The following is a 15,260-nucleotide window of genomic DNA, read 5'->3' as shown; positions in this document are numbered from 1 at the left end:
TTTACCAACCCAATTTATCAAGATTTTCATCAGTAACATATTGACTCAAGTTTAGTGCCGCTTCACCTTTCATTGCCATCTTATATGCATCGATAATAGCATCAATTGGGTCAATTCTTTTTTCCTTCAAGTGCTTATCAATTTTGATTTCACCGAAACTATTTGATACTGTCTTGGCATTTGCCACACTCCACGTCAACAATCGATTTTTACGATTATATTGAACGTTCTCCGCCTCAACTTCCAATCTGAAATCGGTTGTAGCATCGTTTAAGTTCTTCGCTGATTGAACAATCATAATGCTGTTATAGCCAAGCTCTTCAAGGTCATTCAAAAAGGCATCTGCATTGTGCGGATCGTATGCAATTACATTGATAATTAATTCATACTCTTCTACAATCCTTTTCAAATAAGCGATTATATATTTATAATCCGTTTTAATGCCACCTAGCGTCTCTGTAACGGTTAATAATCCATCTCTAACCCAAATGTCATAAGGAGCGTGATCTGTCTTTATATGCTCCGCTACACGATTTTTAGGGATAAAACTATGTGAGTGAATAAAATAATTCTTAACTTCCTCTTTTAAATACGGGAATATTGCCCCTAAACTCGTTAAATCACCGCCACTTGATAAATCAAGACCTATATAACACTCTTTCCCTCTAAAATCCTCTAAATCTAATTCTGAAGCGCATTTCTTCCAATGTTCCATGTTCATATATTGGCTATCTGTAAACTGCACCCAAATATTAAGGTGTTTTGTCATAAAGTTTCTTAATTCTGAGCCACCCATATTTTTTGCTTTTACAGCCATCGTTTGAAGGGTATTAACTCCTTCAGCTGTGCTACAAACAAGCGGATTCGCCTTTATCCAGTTTTCTGGATTCCAAATATCATCTTCTTCATCCATCTGAGCAATATAGACAAATTGTGTTTCATCCTCAAACGCACCTTTTAGCACATTACAACAGTATTCGTACAGCTCAAAACAAGGTGAATTCAAATCAAAACCTGCTGTTGTAATAACACTGATTAGACATTGCTTTAATTTACTTGTTCCACCTTCAAGGAGCTTATACATTTGGTTATCTTTATGAGCGTGATACTCGTCAATAACACCCAAATACGGACGAAATCCATCTATAGATTGTGTATCTCGTCCTAATGCTCTAATTTCAGAACTTGTGTTTAATGCTAATATTGTATTCTTGTACTCTTTAATCTCAAACAACTCTGATAAATCTTCATCGGCATTAATGAATTTTATCATTTCTTTTAAAACGATTTTAGCCTGATCTGCTTTTGTAGCTGTACAGTAGACTTGAGCGTAATTATATCCATCAAAATTTGAATAGTATGTGCCAAGAATACCGTTCTTCATTGATTTCCCATTTTGTCTTGCTAACTGAGTGTAACTAGTACGAAACCTACGATATCCAGTATCTTTATGAATCCAGCCATTTAACGAACCGAAAATAAAAACTTGAAAATCCGCAAGTTCTAATTGAAAAGCTTCGTCACCCTCTACAATGGTTAACGTTTCAGAATAATCAACAATGAGATTTGCCTTATCCTCATCAAAAATAAAAGGAAACTCCTCAGTTCCCTGTCTTTCTATATCGTTTATATGTCTTTGACAAGCAAGTTTAACTAAATTCCCAGCAATTATACGACCTTCCAATACATCCAGAGCATACTGCGTTACTCTATTCATAATACGACCTACATAAACTTATTAAATTTATTTTTAGGCTTTTCATCGGTCTGTTTTGGAACTACTAATCTGCATCTTGATGTAATTGTTAAACCTAAATCGCTGGAAGCTTGTCTGCATTGTTTGAAAAGTTTGTCTTGATTTATAAGTAAATCTGAATAAACGCCATTAGATATGGTATATCTATGCTCAGATATAACGGTACCTTCCTGATCTTTTTTTACATCCACCACTTCTTCTAACGGACTAAGCTCAAGCATAGCATTTGTAATTTCTATATACATTTTCCTTGCAATTAAAAATCTTGCTAAAGCATCAACATCAAGATTTGACATAATTTCAATCCTGATTAATTCATCAGATATCTTTTTAAAATCTCGCCTTAAATCTTTCGGAAGGTAAGTCGGTGCTCTGACTTTATCATGAGGCGCTTTAACTTCTTTCGCTTTCCGCCCTTCAATTTCAGCTTTCGTTAAATGTTTTTTGCCTTTCAGAACTACTAAGTCAACAGGTTCTCTTGGTCTAGCCATCTGCCTACCTCCTTTCCGAAATTTTCATTTAGGGAGTTTTTGCGAAATAAAAGACCACCCGGCGACTCGTCGCCCTCCTTGAAAAGTTTTTACTACCCCCTACCCTATCAAGGTTCTTAACATCTTCTGCACATTATACTTCTCCGTACTAATGTCATATAGCTTATGGACCTTCTGGTGGCATTTCTCACACAACGAAATTAAATTACTTCTTACCAAAGCTAACCGATCATTCTCTTCTAAAGGAATAATATGATGCACTGTGTTCATTGGTTTAACCTTGTTCTCACTCCAACACAGTTGACACAACCCATTGTCTCTATCCTTTACCCTTGCTCTAGTTACTCGCCAAGGCTTTGAGTTATAGAACTTCTGGTTGTCTGTATCCGTTCGCTTCGCCTTATAATCTCTGTGCCTTTGCTTCCTTCTTTCTTCAGCAACAGTAGCACACGCTTCACACATACCTTGTTCCATCGGTACTGTCCTACCACATCTACATATCTTTAGTAACATGTTATATCCACTGTATCTTTAACAATAGGATGATTGTGTTGAATGATCTTTGTGTTGCCACGTACTTCCTCCGGCTCCACATGTTCGATATGAATGTATGTCCCATCTGTAATCTTCTCTGTGTTCGTAACCCAATCAACACTCACACGTATCTTATTATCTATCGGCTTTCCCTTATATTGAACTACTGGTACCGAATCTATATCTGACAACGTAATTGATAATAACGGTTGCTTTTCCTCCATCCTCATCTCACTCCTCTCAATCTTAATCTATCAATCACCCATGTCTTACCTATCTTCTTTGCTACAATCTTTCCTTCAGCGCATAAGTTCTTAACGTGACCAGGTGATACATTAAGAATAGATGCCGCTTCATGCACACCGATTGTATTATGAGCAAATGTATTCTCATCCATATCAACACACCGTTCTTGCTCTAATGTGTTTAGGTTTACGATCCACCACTTGTGATTTCATTACCTTAACTGGCAAGTTACGAAAATGGATACGTTCTTTATATTCCAGTTCTTCCTCGTACAAATAAGAGGCATTAATCAATTCATTGAAATCTTCAATCTGTTTACGCATTTCAGTACAGGCTTCACATAGCACATCAAACGCTTCACCGAACATTCCTCCACAAGCAACAATAATCATTACCTTCACTCCTTATCAACAAAATAAAAGCACCCGAATGGATGCTTTGTTATGGTTTACTTATTTGTTTTTTCATTACGGTATGTGAAGTTTTATCCTTCTCTCAGCTAACAACCACGACAGACACTATCGGCAAACTTATCAGGTTTCCCTCATTCCATCTACCTAGGATGTTGTTAGCTCAAAGAAGAGCAAGAGCTCTCCTAATAACGGTATCATTCAATCATTACCATCTGCTGGTTTCGGATTTTATATGCCGTCATAATGAAGCCGTTTAGAAATTTAGAAACAACATAGTGAGTTGTGTTTTCCGCCACTTCTCACAATACAAATATATCACGTTAATTCCAAAACAACCGGCACATTTCCTGCCAAAAAGCGGTCACGACTCTGCCACTTTTTCTTCCCTTACATGGTTTATAAGCAAATCGTATGGTGTACTTCTCAATAGATTTGCTTTTAATCTGTTGTCGTGTGTCTCAAAATCAGCAGTAAACAACTTAAAGAACGCATCCTTTTGGCGTTTTGTAAAACTGCTCCATAAACTAGGTGCTACCACTACGTTTTCTGTGTAACTCGGTAAAAAATTATTAACATATGTTTTGAATTGCTCTTCTGTTAAACCTTCTAATTGTTGAATGTAATCCTTGAAATAATCATTATCATTCTTTATCCAGCTAAAAATGAAATATGATTTCCCGTTATTAGGAATAATGGTGAAGAATAATGCCTTTAATCTTTCTTCTTCCCTAGAATGTATATCATTCATTTTATTCCCTTTAATATCATAAGTTAACGTAACTCCTCCACAAGCCGCCATACTTATCTCGTAGTCGAACGTAAATGTTGTGGATTGAATCATATCATAGTCCTCATTAATTAAAGCTTTATCAAAGAACTTCTTGTATACAAATACATCATTTATAGCTAACTCTGTATATCTGTATTGTGCAATGAACTCAATTTCTTTCGACAAAGTTGGTCTTGCTTTGAATAGTTGTTGTATAGATTTCAGCGACTCTTTTTTCTTATGTAATTCTAAAGCGAATGCTCTATATGCAAATAAAAAACATTGTTTACTAGAAGTAACATCTATTTCTTTAGTTTCTATATCTTTAAAAACTAAGGTGTCGTGTTTATCACAAAAACCAGTAAAAGTTGTTGCTTTATTTTTACTCTCGTCTTTAACATCATAAATTAAATCATCTTTTCCGTAGTCTGTATTCAGGATTACTACATGACCATTCTCTGATATTTTTGATAAGACACCATTATTTTGTAGTGAATGAGCATTCTTTATTTTACCCTCACATTGTTCAGAATCTGGATATAAACATTCTTTGATTTTCGATTCTTTATCCAACCTATATGCGTAATTTTTAAATGCTCCCTCTCTTTTTTTATGAGGTACTTTTTCAAACGGTAACTCTTGATCTTTTCTATTAAAACAACAAGCTCTGTATTTTTTCCCACTACCACATGGACATGGCTCCGTCTTCGCAAACTGTCTAAATTTTATCGGTTCCATATGAATCACTCTCCCTTAAGTAATATTAACATACGACTTACCCATATGTTCTATTTTGTGTAACTAAGCCAAACGCTCCAGCCCTTGATATTCATAACTTCATAACACTTTCTTTTTTGAGTTACACAACACAATAAAAATGAGTAACTGTATAAAATTAAAAAGAATAAAGCAATGATTAGATTTTAAATCTAGTCATTGCTTTATCCATTGCATCTTGATTTACCCCTATATATCGTAATGTTACTCGTTGATTAGAATGGTTAAATATCTCCATTAGTAAGGCTATATTCTTTGTCTGCATGTACATATGATATCCGAACGTTTTACGTAGTGTATGTGTTCCAATCTCATCTAAACCAAACTCAGCTGCTGTAGTGCTAAGTATTTTATAAGCCATACTTCTTCCTATTGGTCGATTCTTTCCTTGCCTACTCTTAATTAGATATTCATCATCTTCCATATCTTCGATGTACCACTTTAACTCTCTTCTTAATGCTGCTGTAATTTGAATGCGTTTCTGTTTACCTGTCTTCATTTCACGCATTGAGATGTGGCTTCCCTTTAAATCTCCAACCTTTAGCTTTAGAATGTCACTAATACGTAAACCTGTATTGATTCCCATTACAAACAATATATAATTACGTTCGCTCTTTTCCCTTAAATGCTCTTTAATATGCTGTATTTGCTCTGGATCACGTATCGGTTGCACAAAATTCATTATTCATTACCTCCAGTTTCTTCAGTTTCATAAACTTCTAATCTAAGAGCAAAAGCAAGTTTATAAAATACTCTGGCCTTAACACGTCGATATGTACGCTCACTCATGCCGATTTCGTTATATACCATATAATCACATACATCTTCATCTTCTAAATAACGCTTAATGATGATGTTTCTTTGATCCTTTCCTGCACGTCCATTACCCAAACGACTAAGAAACTGGTCAATACGAAATGAAGTTTGCTTAACCCACTCTTCTCGCTTACTTTGTTGTATATTAGCCATCGCTACATCTTCTAATGGCTTTCCTACATCATTTGTAGGTCCGTGATATCTAATTTCATAAGAAGGAGTGACTTTCATTTCTTCACGCATCATTCCAAACTGTCTATATAAACGTACACTTTCGAGAACACCTTCTAATTTTTTCTGTGTTGCTGTTCTGTCGATTTTCGGTAAGAAAGATAATTGTTTAGTCATGTAAGACCACTCCTTTTTATTTTTAAATTACTTTTGTCTTAAAGCTCCACGTCTACGTTCGTAACAAGGTCTATGCATTCCCATTAAATCCTCAATTTCACGAGTACTTAATTTCTCTTTTCGTTTTTTCTTAGTTTTCTTTTTCGTTTGATCCGATTGCTTTTTCCATTCACGTAGCTGATCCTTTAACACCTTCATTTCTCCATCTCCCTTTTCAAAATAAAAAGGACACCTATTCTTAAAACAGCTTTAATAACTGCTCTAATGAATTGGTGTCCTCTAGTTTTCTAGCCGGACTGTATTTTGTTTGCGTTCACTTTAAAATACCAGCTTGTACAAAAATGTTTCTCCAAGCTTTATTGACTTTATGCTTTTCCACTTCTTTTGTACGACGAGCAATTGCTTTTCTAATTTTTCTTTTCTTCAAAGGTTTCATTCTGCTAACCTCACTTTCTATTAAAAGGATTATTTTATTAAGTTTTGATTCTCATAAATATTTCCCATAATTTCACCAACGCTTATATCAATCATTCTTAAATGATCATCTTCATGGTTATTTTTATCATGCATATAAAATCCCGTTTCTTCCTTGTCCCATTTAATGATGTAGAACCAACCATCATACTCTACGATATCGCCTTCATAAATTTCTTTACCATTTTTATCTTTAAACCCTGTGTATTGCATCCAGCTACTAAAAATAGCATCTTCTTTGTTATCATCTAACACATCTAATTTGTATAATCTCTTTGCTTGTTCCCAAGCCATCATTTTCTTTGCTTTCTTTTGGTATAACCTAAACTTAATTTCTCTCATTTTCCTCTACCTCCTGAATAAAACTCAATATTCCGTCAATACTATAGATGACACGGTAATCTTTTCTCCTTGTTCCCCCTTGGAGATGAGCAGTTAGCTTTTGCTGGCTGCTCTTTTAATCGTTCATTATTTCTCCGAATATAACGCTTGCTGTATAGTCGTAACAACGTTCGCATAACCACTCATTACGAGCTGGACTGTAACGAATCATTGTCTTTTCTTCATCGCATAAATCACATGTTCCGACTTTATCCTCTTCCATATCCATTCCTCCTCGAATAAATTTCTAAACCTTGTCCATACTATAAATACACTTGAGTTCTGAACTTCCTTCTTAATGCTTTTCTGGAGAGCAGTTAGCTTTTGCTAGCTGCTCTTTTATGCTAATTCTGAAGTAATTAAAACTGTTTGATTTTCATGACCATTAAAATCATTCAAATAACCTTGTAAGTTTTTCCCTTTATTTTCTTCTAAATAAGCGACTGCATTTAAAAATTTTCCAAATGCAATTTCCTTTGTGACCTCCTCAACTGCCCCTTCTTTTTGCACTTCCACAACCGACTCGCCCGCAACTTCTTCCGTATACACTTCACATGCCTTTATAACGTTATCCGCTGCTACTAATGCCCAGTATTCGTGTTTATTAAACTCAAAGTATTTCATATCCATTCCCCTTTTCTACAAAATGAAGTTTTTGTTTAGTTTTCTAAGCTTTATCTAAACTACTATCCCGTTTCGTTTTCATCTGATAAAAATCTTTGTATGTTAATTCTTTATAATCATCGACTTCGGAATGATAATCACATTCCATACAGACATACTCTAGAATTCCAAGAAGCTTTTCTTCTAACTCTTCATCGTATGCTTCCTTGTACTTCATGAACATAGAATCTAAGTTGTTCTTTTCTTCGGTTGTCATAATATTTGATGCATGTCCATCACAACAATGTGGACAAATAACTACATGCTTAGTTTCTAAAATCCCTTTTGATAGTAGCCATTCAATCAATTGTTTTCGTCTACTTTCATCCCTGACCAATCTCCAAAATGAACCTATATAATCTCCAACACGATATCTTACAAGCTCTTTATCTAACTCTATTTTCTGTTCCCCAGTCAGAAAATCTATTTCGTTTATGATTGGAAAATGATGTACACCTAACAATTGTGGGAATTCTTCTTTTTTCATTTCATCAGTCGTTTTGCTAATTTCATAAGCTAAGCTACGTAACTTTGCGTCATACAATTGGCCTTTAAATGTATTTAGTTCATGGCGATTAAATTGTTTCCGCAAATCTTCTATAGAAACACCCATTAGGAATTCATTGAACTCTTTGTATTTCGCTAAAATCTGTTCTCTTATATCCATCATTCATTCTCCTTTTCTAATAAAATAGCGTTTTTATAACAAATCATTTATCTTTGTATTCCATCTCCACAAAATCCGCTAATTCAATTTTCTTCTGCACTTCTTCTTCCAGATAATGAAATACCGCTTCTTCTCCACCTTGTTCTCTAACATAAGAAACCCATTTTTTCTGCGAATCATCTAATTCAAGTTTTATTGTTGCTTTAACAATCATTTGAATTTCACTCCAATCTATAAAATAACGACTTTGTTTTAAATCACGAACTTTCACTGGATCCAGTAGTGCTTTTTGTTCGTTTTTTCAAATAGAGATTTTGTATTATTTTTGCGCGCTCATTGCTTTTTCTTCTTTAACACGTTTCTGATTACACCAATAGCAAAGATTTGGGCCTTTATGACTCATTGATGGTCTATATAAAGTTTTAACTGGCTTGCTACATTTTGGACATTCTTGTTTATCATATTTCACGATTTCGTTCCCCTCTCAAATAAAGATTTTGTCTTAATTTCCTCTAACTGCATTTACGGCTGCTGCACAAACAGCAATTCCAAACTTTTCTTCAACGATGTAATCATTTTCATCTATGTTAACTTGCCAATTACCATTTTCATTTTTAATCCTCACTTCACGGTCATCTTCATCCAAACGATCTAAGACGATTGCCGCGTAGTTGATTGCATCGAATTTTTCTATTGGCATATCATGAAACGTTTTTCCATCTTTCCCCCAATGAGTTTCTACCTTTACCCACCCAAGCACTTCAAGAGCAATTACATCATTTAATTTTTCAACTTCATTCAAGTCTTCAAATGAAATCCAACTTTCTTCAAAATGAGCCACAAAATTTTCATCAATAGCGCTATACGTAATACATCCAATTCTCCATTCACAACCATCATGAGCTATTACAGAATCATATTGTTTTAACGATTCACCGTTCTTATCAACTGCATTTATTTCAATTGCACCTTGTTTCCACATTTCTTTTGCTTTTTCAATATTAGACATCTCTCATTTTCCCCTTCGTTTTAAAATAAGAATTTTGTTTAGTTTTACTGAACGTCATCTGATACGCTCTTTTATATCATTGACTCCATATAAATTACCTGTTCCTGCTCTATAGTCCGCAATTACTTCCCCTTCTTTATCTAAGTAAACCGTTTCCCATTTTGGATGACAGTTATGACTATGTTTTCCGTATTTTTCAGCATCTTCAAACACTACGTTTATATTCCCGCTTCTATTACCGCTTGTAACTCGCCCCTTATTCCCATCTACAACTACTTTCATTCCTCTTTTTAAGAAAGGCATATTCCGTGTTTTTGCGATGTCTTTAATCGATACAGCCATCTCCAACTCCCCTTTTCTCTCCAACAACACTTTGGTTTAATTTTTTTCTAAGAATCTACTCAATGAAATATGTCCAAAGAATTTTCCTATTAATTTAAGGTTTTCATCGTAAACATTAATATGTGCATCTTTCTCTTCCAAACCCCAGCCTCTCTCACGACAATTACAGAAATTCTGATCTCTTATGCCAATCAATAAGTTTCGTTGCAGATTAGCCAGTGACATCTTCTCACCTCGTTTTTTTACAAAATAACTATTTTGTTATAAAGCTACTGGCAATAATTCTTCCTTCAATGCCTCTTGTAATCTCACAAATGTTTCATTTGAGAATCGAACAGCTGCACTTGGATATTTGTATTGATAAAATCCATCATCGAATTGTATATGCGTTTTGTCATACCAATATTGAAACGCTACATCGTTTGAGTACTCATCCAAATCTTCCTGCAGTTCTTCAATGAGTTTCCATTCTTTCCTTGCATCAGCTTCTGTAAAACGTCCTTCTCTACGATCGTAAAGTAAGTTCTCTTTGATATATTTAATTGTTTCTTCAATATCAACTACATCTTGATTTGCGATTTTACAAAGCATCTGATCTGGTCTAGTACTAAGTAAGAATTCTTCTACACTTTCGTTTTCTCTTAATGAGAACCAATAAGCGAAGTTACCGAAGTCTGTAACTGCTGTGAATATTCCAGAACGGTCTAATAAGAATATCCCCCAACCTTCTCCATCTACTGACGGAACTGAGTAACGAATTGCTGAAGCTTTTGCCATTTTCATTTCCTCCCTTTTATATTCAAATAACGCTTTTGTTTAGTTTTCTTTCCAACTTTCACCTTTACGTAAATGAATATTCCAAGCTTGGCTATCTGTGAAACCCGCTTCTTTTAACTCTTTTATATTTTGTGGTTCTTCATAAGTGAAAGTACCACTGTATTCTTTGCCAAAATCAAAATCAGAATCAACTATCTTATCAGAAGCAATACTGACCTCTTGAACACCACTCTTTATTTCCACGCTTTCTCCATCAGGTGTTTCTATAAAGAATCTCACGCCTTCCATATTCATCCCTCACTTTTATACAAAATTCAAATTGTATTAGATTTCCTCCCCATCGTTCTTTATGGCCTTCAGTTGCTCCATTTCCTTCCTTACCGATTCATCTAACATTCTTCTTTGTATATCTGCTTTCTTGTTTTCCTCAGCTCTAAAACTAAAGTAAAGTAGTGCGCATGTAATAACAGAACCTGCCATATATCCTAAAAAACATCCTAACCAAAACATAAAATTACTCCTCCCTATGCATTAACTTCATAAATTTTTGACTTACTAATGCCCGAAGTTTCTATATTCCATTCTAGTTTTAAAAGAATGCTAGTTGCCCATCAGGTCTTTCTAACAATGAAACAGGTTCCGGTTCAGGTATTCCTTTAACTTCTTCTGCTTCTGATAGTTCCTCAAAATTAGCAAACCAATGTATTGGAAAACATCCACATATTTTTTTACATTCACGATCATGCCAGAAGAAACAATGATTACCTTTAGGCTTTATAATGTAATCCTTAAGCGGTTTATTTTTATAACCTTTTGTTCGCCAAATCAGTTGCGCTCTATACAGTAAACCTTTATCTAAATTAGACGTATTAACTTGAGGTTCTGGTGTCCAAACTTCTTTTTCCACCACTTGAAATCTCTCTGCTGGATAACAGCCAAAATGTGCTTCTTTACGATTACATTTGCTAACATAATAATGATCAGGTTTCGCTGGAAATAAAAAATATTCTTCATTAATTCCCAGTAGTGCAGAATGGTCTACATCTATGCATATCCCTTTCATTGCTTAATACCCATTATTCTGACGCTGATGATTCACTTCATTTTTCTTGTAATAACCTTGCTCAATTTCTACAAACGTGAACCCCAAGTTCTTACCTAATCCTAAGAAGGCATATAATAATTCTTTATAAAGCTCCCTATCTTGAGTTGCACGAAATTCTGATACAGCTTCATATACATTGTTAAATTGATTGACTAAAGAACTTACAGCAAAGACATTTGCTTTATGCTCTAAAAATTCCTCACTATATTCATCAGGATTAAAACCAATACCATTTCCTAATGAAGCTATAAAGTGTAATCCATCTACATATTCCATTAAAATAACTTCTTTTTCGCTTGGCACTTTATTGCTCCAATGCTTGAAACATCTAGTTTCATTTGCAAGTTCCCCAATTTCAACCTGTAAAGCAAGAATCATATTGTAAAATAAATTTTGGTCTTCCAATCCGTGCTCCTTGATGATTCTTGTATCTAATACCTTTTGCAACCCAAATATTCTAGTTAAGTTCATTTCTTCCACTCCCTCAATAATTTAATTAAGCAACCCTTTTTTTCGTATCTATTAAACAATTAATCATGTATTCTAAACCGAACTGGTCCAGTAATAATGTCGCTATTTCAATTTGATGCCTTCTTAATTTGTTCGCTATTTCCTCAATGCCGAGCTGCTGCATCCACAGATTCTTAAAAAGTTCTATATCGTCCTCATTCCAAATAAAATTCACTTCTTCTAAGGCGATGTAGACGTATGGTGGTATTTCTTTTTTCTTTTTATTCCGAATACTCTTGTCACCAATTTCCCCTAAACCTATTTTTCGTTTGTGGATTTTAAACTTATCCACTTGATCTAAAATAAGTGCCGCTACTTCTATTTGCTTTCTTTTAAACCTTTTCGAAATCTCTAAAAGTGTGTAGTTACTTTTCCACAACTCCCGGAATCGGAACACCTCTCTTAGATCCCATAAGAAATCCACTTCTTCTAAAACAATTTGAACTTTAAAAGCCGACATTTCAAACACTCCCTTTATAACTAATTAATTTATCTTTTCATTAGAGGTAGTTTTGATATGACCAACCTTACCGTTAATCCAAATTACAACTTGCTCACCAAAACCGCTTTCTGGCGGGTTGAATGAAAGGACTTCACCATCTTTTACCACAAGAAGTTTATTGTTTGTAACATCGATTTCTTTCTTCATATGTCCCTCTCCCTTTTACTACCGCATGTACTCGACAACATCAGGTTTAAAGCCACTTCCTAAATAAATCCGTACTGGAATAGTTTCTTTTTTATCTCTTGCTGCCTTACACAATTCTTCAGCTGTATCCCAATTAAAAAACTTATCTACAGCTCGTTGAAATCTCCAAATTGCCATTACATATTGTTCAAAGATGTCATAGCGATCATCTTGTTTAGTTGTGCGCGGTAATTCATCCGTACCCTTTGCATTTCTTGGGACTTGGACACGTACATCTGTATATGTAACGCGTCCAGTTCCTTTTTTCACATTGGCCTTCATTACATCAAACTCGCAAATCGATGGTTCTACATCGAAAATATTTAATTGCTTAGGCATTTGCCATCCCACTCTTTTGAATAATGTCCAGCAATTCACTTGCGCCTTCCTTACTCAAAAACATTCGACCGTCCAGCATTTCGATGTTGGATTCAGAAACTTCACCCGTTACAAAGCATGACATTTCTTGTTTCTTCAAAATAATGTTTTCTCCATAAACATGAAAGTCTAGTACAGTGCCTTCAGCAATTCCTAAAGTTCTGCGTAACTCTACCGGAATTACTACACGCCCTAGCTCATCCACTTTTCTTAAAACGCCTGTGGTTTTCATACCTTACTCCCCCTTAGTATTTTTATATTTGTTTAATATCTCATCAAAACGTTTCTTACTATCTTCGTGATCATCACTTAATATTTGCTGTGGTTGTTGCGTCGATTCAGGTTCTTCTTGTTGATGTAACCAGTCTGGTACAGCTTCCGTTCGATTAGCATAACCTTTTCCAATACGCTTTTTGTTTTGTTGTTGTCTTCGAAACCCCGCTTGTGCTGCTTCTACATCATGAATTGTTTTAAAACCCTGTTGATGCCAATCTTTTAGAATTCCTTTTGTATAAGACCAATTACGTGTATTGTTTTGTAATGTAATTTTCATTGCTTCAACCACTAATTCTTGATTTAAATCGTCTACCCAGTGATTTATTTCTTCTCCCATAAAAGGAGATATAAATCCGAAATTTTTCATATAAAAATCTACTGCAAGATTTTCTACTACTGGAGATATTTCTTCTTGTTGTAGTTTTTCTTTTTCTTTTTCTTTTTCTTTTTCTTTTTCTTTTTCTTTTTCTTTTTGTCCCCGTATCGCGGACGTATCGTTAGACGTATCGTCAAATCCAGCCATAATACTTATTTTTTTAACTAAAGAATCATTTGTAGTTCTATCCAATACAAGTTTTACTAAGGATAAATCTTTAATTGTTTTTATTTCCTTTTGAATACAATCTTCAATAGGTTTTCCGCCTTTTATCAGGTTATATTTGCCCCAATTTAGTATGCAAAGCTCTCTAGTTTCTTCGTTATAAATTATTAATTCATGGTGTTTCGTAAAACGGTCTAGTAAAGCTTTAGCGCTTTCTATGGAGTAACCTAATTCAAAGGCCATTTGCTTCCTTGTGATTGTATATACACCAATTTGTGTTGTATGTTCATTTGTCATTAGATACAAATAGAAATATCTATCCTCTGGTGTCATTTCTTCTGTAACCTTTGGATCTGACCAAAAAGTGGTTCTGACATGTCTGTATTTAGCCATTACTTTTCCTCCTCGTACAAACAGCCACTTATGCTTGTTTTATGAACAGTAAGCAATATGTTATAATAATGCTGCGTCATTTTTTCACAAACCGTTCTAGGGGTAGGGCGGTTTGTCTTGATTTCCAACTAACTCACCTCCTCTGAAAGGGTTATGCAATGAGCTCTTTCCACAACATCCGCATTAACGCCTTGACTCTTCAATCGCTGAATAATTCCTAAAATCCTCTTACGATCTCTTTCGCGCTCCACATCGTACTTTTCTTTCGCTCGATACATTGCTGCAAGTTCCCTTCTTGCAAGGCGTGCTTCTTTTATCCACTTATGTAATGACTTTTCATCATGTGCTCTTAATGCTTCGATTTGCATTTGTTCGCAATGTTTTAAAAATGAATCCAATGTTTGTTTATTTTGTATGTCTTTTTGTAAAACTGGTGCGGCGATACTCATGATTCTATCTCCTTTCGTAACTATTCATTTGACCAATATTTGATTACTCCTAAACTTATAAACTTGGAATTATACGTTTTTTATTTGTATAACGATGTACCAAATGCATTTGTTCATTCCCCTTCTTAAAAACTAACCAATTCTCAGGGGTCAGACTGTAAGATTTGACATGCATTTTTTCGCGTTTGGTTAACTTTTTACCGTTTTTCATAAAATCACCACCCTTCAAGCTTGTCCATTTTCCATCCGACCTCATTGAGTACTCTCAATGAAGTTTCGTACATTAACTAGCTGCACTGTTTCTTGTAGTTTCTACTTCCCTTTTTATGATCTTAACTTCAGTCCCATAAAATGACTCATATGCTTCCTTGAACACTTCCTCAATATTTTTTTCACCATAGGTTTCTTTGATTGTGAAGCCTTTATAAATAATTTCCGACATGGCTACCCCACCTCA

General features: G+C 34.7%; 34 protein-coding genes. All 34 read right to left on the bottom strand.

Going from position 1 to position 15,260, the window contains the following annotated elements:
- Window position 1 precedes the first annotated feature (1 nt).
- Window positions 2-1,717, bottom strand: a complete 1,716-nt coding sequence (locus NHG49_RS08310; protein ID WP_258125735.1) for a terminase large subunit — start codon at window positions 1,715-1,717, stop codon at window positions 2-4.
- Window positions 1,718-1,725: 8 nt separating this feature from the next.
- Window positions 1,726-2,247, bottom strand: coding sequence for a phage terminase small subunit P27 family (locus NHG49_RS08305; protein ID WP_258125733.1), 522 nt, complete (start codon window positions 2,245-2,247; stop codon window positions 1,726-1,728).
- A 99-nt stretch (window positions 2,248-2,346) separates the two neighbouring features.
- Window positions 2,347-2,709, bottom strand: coding sequence for an HNH endonuclease (locus NHG49_RS08300; protein WP_258126826.1), 363 nt, complete (start codon window positions 2,707-2,709; stop codon window positions 2,347-2,349).
- 41 nt (window positions 2,710-2,750) lie between these two features.
- The gene (locus tag NHG49_RS08295; RefSeq protein WP_258125732.1) at window positions 2,751-3,005 is read right to left on the bottom strand and encodes a hypothetical protein; all 255 of its coding nucleotides are present in this window, start codon (window positions 3,003-3,005) and stop codon (window positions 2,751-2,753) included.
- A gap of 2 nt (window positions 3,006-3,007) precedes the next feature.
- On the bottom strand, window positions 3,008-3,178 hold the full coding sequence (locus NHG49_RS08290) for a helix-turn-helix domain-containing protein (RefSeq protein WP_258125730.1): 171 nt from the start codon (window positions 3,176-3,178) through the stop codon (window positions 3,008-3,010).
- Between the two features lies 1 nt (window position 3,179).
- Window positions 3,180-3,419 (bottom strand): hypothetical protein, encoded by a 240-nt coding sequence (locus tag NHG49_RS08285; protein ID WP_258125728.1) that lies wholly within the window; start codon window positions 3,417-3,419, stop codon window positions 3,180-3,182.
- Window positions 3,420-3,801: 382 nt separating this feature from the next.
- Complete coding sequence (locus NHG49_RS08280; protein ID WP_048558239.1) at window positions 3,802-4,947, bottom strand: YecA family protein; 1,146 nt, start codon at window positions 4,945-4,947, stop codon at window positions 3,802-3,804.
- A gap of 178 nt (window positions 4,948-5,125) precedes the next feature.
- A complete protein-coding gene (locus NHG49_RS08275) occupies window positions 5,126-5,668 on the bottom strand; it encodes a site-specific integrase (protein WP_001012123.1) in 543 nt (180 codons plus the stop codon).
- Window positions 5,668-6,150 (bottom strand): ArpU family phage packaging/lysis transcriptional regulator, encoded by a 483-nt coding sequence (locus NHG49_RS08270; protein WP_000166196.1) that lies wholly within the window; start codon window positions 6,148-6,150, stop codon window positions 5,668-5,670. Before NHG49_RS08270 ends, NHG49_RS08275 begins: the two co-directional genes overlap by 1 nt.
- A 27-nt stretch (window positions 6,151-6,177) precedes the next feature.
- Window positions 6,178-6,348 carry a hypothetical protein gene (locus NHG49_RS08265; RefSeq protein ID WP_000866142.1) on the bottom strand — a complete coding sequence of 57 codons (171 nt, stop codon included), beginning with the start codon at window positions 6,346-6,348 and terminating at the stop codon, window positions 6,178-6,180.
- 115 nt (window positions 6,349-6,463) lie between these two features.
- Window positions 6,464-6,586 (bottom strand): DUF3983 domain-containing protein, encoded by a 123-nt coding sequence (locus NHG49_RS08260; protein ID WP_098112003.1) that lies wholly within the window; start codon window positions 6,584-6,586, stop codon window positions 6,464-6,466.
- 29 nt (window positions 6,587-6,615) lie between these two features.
- Window positions 6,616-6,966, bottom strand: coding sequence for a YopX family protein (locus NHG49_RS08255; RefSeq protein WP_258125726.1), 351 nt, complete (start codon window positions 6,964-6,966; stop codon window positions 6,616-6,618).
- Between the two features lie 115 nt (window positions 6,967-7,081).
- Complete coding sequence (locus NHG49_RS08250) at window positions 7,082-7,228, bottom strand: hypothetical protein (protein ID WP_258125725.1); 147 nt, start codon at window positions 7,226-7,228, stop codon at window positions 7,082-7,084.
- 116 nt (window positions 7,229-7,344) lie between these two features.
- On the bottom strand, window positions 7,345-7,629 hold the full coding sequence (locus tag NHG49_RS08245) for a hypothetical protein (RefSeq protein ID WP_258125724.1): 285 nt from the start codon (window positions 7,627-7,629) through the stop codon (window positions 7,345-7,347).
- Between the two features lie 43 nt (window positions 7,630-7,672).
- Entirely contained in the window at window positions 7,673-8,335 is a 663-nt protein-coding gene (locus NHG49_RS08240; RefSeq protein ID WP_258125723.1) for a hypothetical protein, read from the bottom strand.
- 43 nt (window positions 8,336-8,378) lie between these two features.
- Window positions 8,379-8,549 carry a hypothetical protein gene (locus NHG49_RS08235; protein ID WP_163258084.1) on the bottom strand — a complete coding sequence of 57 codons (171 nt, stop codon included), beginning with the start codon at window positions 8,547-8,549 and terminating at the stop codon, window positions 8,379-8,381.
- A gap of 105 nt (window positions 8,550-8,654) precedes the next feature.
- Complete coding sequence (locus tag NHG49_RS08230) at window positions 8,655-8,804, bottom strand: hypothetical protein (protein ID WP_000872737.1); 150 nt, start codon at window positions 8,802-8,804, stop codon at window positions 8,655-8,657.
- Between the two features lie 33 nt (window positions 8,805-8,837).
- A complete protein-coding gene (locus NHG49_RS08225; RefSeq protein ID WP_258125722.1) occupies window positions 8,838-9,344 on the bottom strand; it encodes a BC1872 family protein in 507 nt (168 codons plus the stop codon).
- A 54-nt stretch (window positions 9,345-9,398) separates the two neighbouring features.
- Window positions 9,399-9,686, bottom strand: coding sequence for a hypothetical protein (locus tag NHG49_RS08220; protein ID WP_258125721.1), 288 nt, complete (start codon window positions 9,684-9,686; stop codon window positions 9,399-9,401).
- A 36-nt stretch (window positions 9,687-9,722) separates the two neighbouring features.
- Entirely contained in the window at window positions 9,723-9,911 is a 189-nt protein-coding gene (locus tag NHG49_RS08215) for a hypothetical protein (protein WP_258125720.1), read from the bottom strand.
- Window positions 9,912-9,947: 36 nt separating this feature from the next.
- Window positions 9,948-10,463, bottom strand: coding sequence for a phiTE_072 family protein (locus NHG49_RS08210; RefSeq protein ID WP_258125718.1), 516 nt, complete (start codon window positions 10,461-10,463; stop codon window positions 9,948-9,950).
- A gap of 39 nt (window positions 10,464-10,502) precedes the next feature.
- Window positions 10,503-10,757: a PadR family transcriptional regulator gene (locus NHG49_RS08205; RefSeq protein WP_258125717.1), complete on the bottom strand. Its 255-nt coding sequence runs from the start codon at window positions 10,755-10,757 to the stop codon at window positions 10,503-10,505.
- A 30-nt stretch (window positions 10,758-10,787) separates the two neighbouring features.
- Window positions 10,788-10,973 carry a hypothetical protein gene (locus NHG49_RS08200; protein ID WP_258125716.1) on the bottom strand — a complete coding sequence of 62 codons (186 nt, stop codon included), beginning with the start codon at window positions 10,971-10,973 and terminating at the stop codon, window positions 10,788-10,790.
- Between the two features lie 79 nt (window positions 10,974-11,052).
- Window positions 11,053-11,526, bottom strand: a complete 474-nt coding sequence (locus tag NHG49_RS08195; RefSeq protein ID WP_258125715.1) for a hypothetical protein — start codon at window positions 11,524-11,526, stop codon at window positions 11,053-11,055.
- Window positions 11,527-11,529: 3 nt separating this feature from the next.
- Window positions 11,530-12,039 (bottom strand): dUTP diphosphatase, encoded by a 510-nt coding sequence (locus NHG49_RS08190; RefSeq protein ID WP_258125713.1) that lies wholly within the window; start codon window positions 12,037-12,039, stop codon window positions 11,530-11,532.
- A gap of 25 nt (window positions 12,040-12,064) precedes the next feature.
- On the bottom strand, window positions 12,065-12,538 hold the full coding sequence (locus NHG49_RS08185) for a sugar ABC transporter substrate-binding protein (protein ID WP_258125712.1): 474 nt from the start codon (window positions 12,536-12,538) through the stop codon (window positions 12,065-12,067).
- Window positions 12,539-12,562: 24 nt separating this feature from the next.
- Complete coding sequence (locus NHG49_RS08180) at window positions 12,563-12,727, bottom strand: DUF3954 domain-containing protein (RefSeq protein WP_258125709.1); 165 nt, start codon at window positions 12,725-12,727, stop codon at window positions 12,563-12,565.
- Between the two features lie 18 nt (window positions 12,728-12,745).
- Complete coding sequence (locus NHG49_RS08175) at window positions 12,746-13,105, bottom strand: cell division protein SepF (protein WP_258125708.1); 360 nt, start codon at window positions 13,103-13,105, stop codon at window positions 12,746-12,748.
- On the bottom strand, window positions 13,098-13,376 hold the full coding sequence (locus NHG49_RS08170) for an AbrB/MazE/SpoVT family DNA-binding domain-containing protein (RefSeq protein ID WP_258125706.1): 279 nt from the start codon (window positions 13,374-13,376) through the stop codon (window positions 13,098-13,100). The genes NHG49_RS08175 and NHG49_RS08170 overlap by 8 nt, the downstream gene beginning before the upstream one ends.
- A gap of 3 nt (window positions 13,377-13,379) precedes the next feature.
- Window positions 13,380-14,354, bottom strand: a complete 975-nt coding sequence (locus NHG49_RS08165) for a DnaD domain-containing protein (protein ID WP_258125704.1) — start codon at window positions 14,352-14,354, stop codon at window positions 13,380-13,382.
- Entirely contained in the window at window positions 14,354-14,482 is a 129-nt protein-coding gene (locus NHG49_RS08160) for a hypothetical protein (protein WP_258125703.1), read from the bottom strand. Before NHG49_RS08160 ends, NHG49_RS08165 begins: the two co-directional genes overlap by 1 nt.
- Window positions 14,483-14,803: a hypothetical protein gene (locus tag NHG49_RS08155; protein WP_258125701.1), complete on the bottom strand. Its 321-nt coding sequence runs from the start codon at window positions 14,801-14,803 to the stop codon at window positions 14,483-14,485.
- 55 nt (window positions 14,804-14,858) lie between these two features.
- Window positions 14,859-15,014: a DUF6906 family protein gene (locus tag NHG49_RS08150; RefSeq protein WP_179876829.1), complete on the bottom strand. Its 156-nt coding sequence runs from the start codon at window positions 15,012-15,014 to the stop codon at window positions 14,859-14,861.
- 72 nt (window positions 15,015-15,086) lie between these two features.
- Window positions 15,087-15,245 carry a hypothetical protein gene (locus NHG49_RS08145; RefSeq protein ID WP_179876830.1) on the bottom strand — a complete coding sequence of 53 codons (159 nt, stop codon included), beginning with the start codon at window positions 15,243-15,245 and terminating at the stop codon, window positions 15,087-15,089.
- Between the last annotated feature and the right edge of the window lie 15 nt (window positions 15,246-15,260).

It is taken from the genome of Bacillus sp. IBL03825, from assembly GCF_024712505.1.
Lineage (GTDB): Bacteria > Bacillota > Bacilli > Bacillales > Bacillaceae_G > Bacillus_A > Bacillus_A wiedmannii.
The sequence above is the reverse complement of the archived record's forward strand: the minus strand, read 5'-3'. Positions and strand labels throughout refer to the sequence as shown.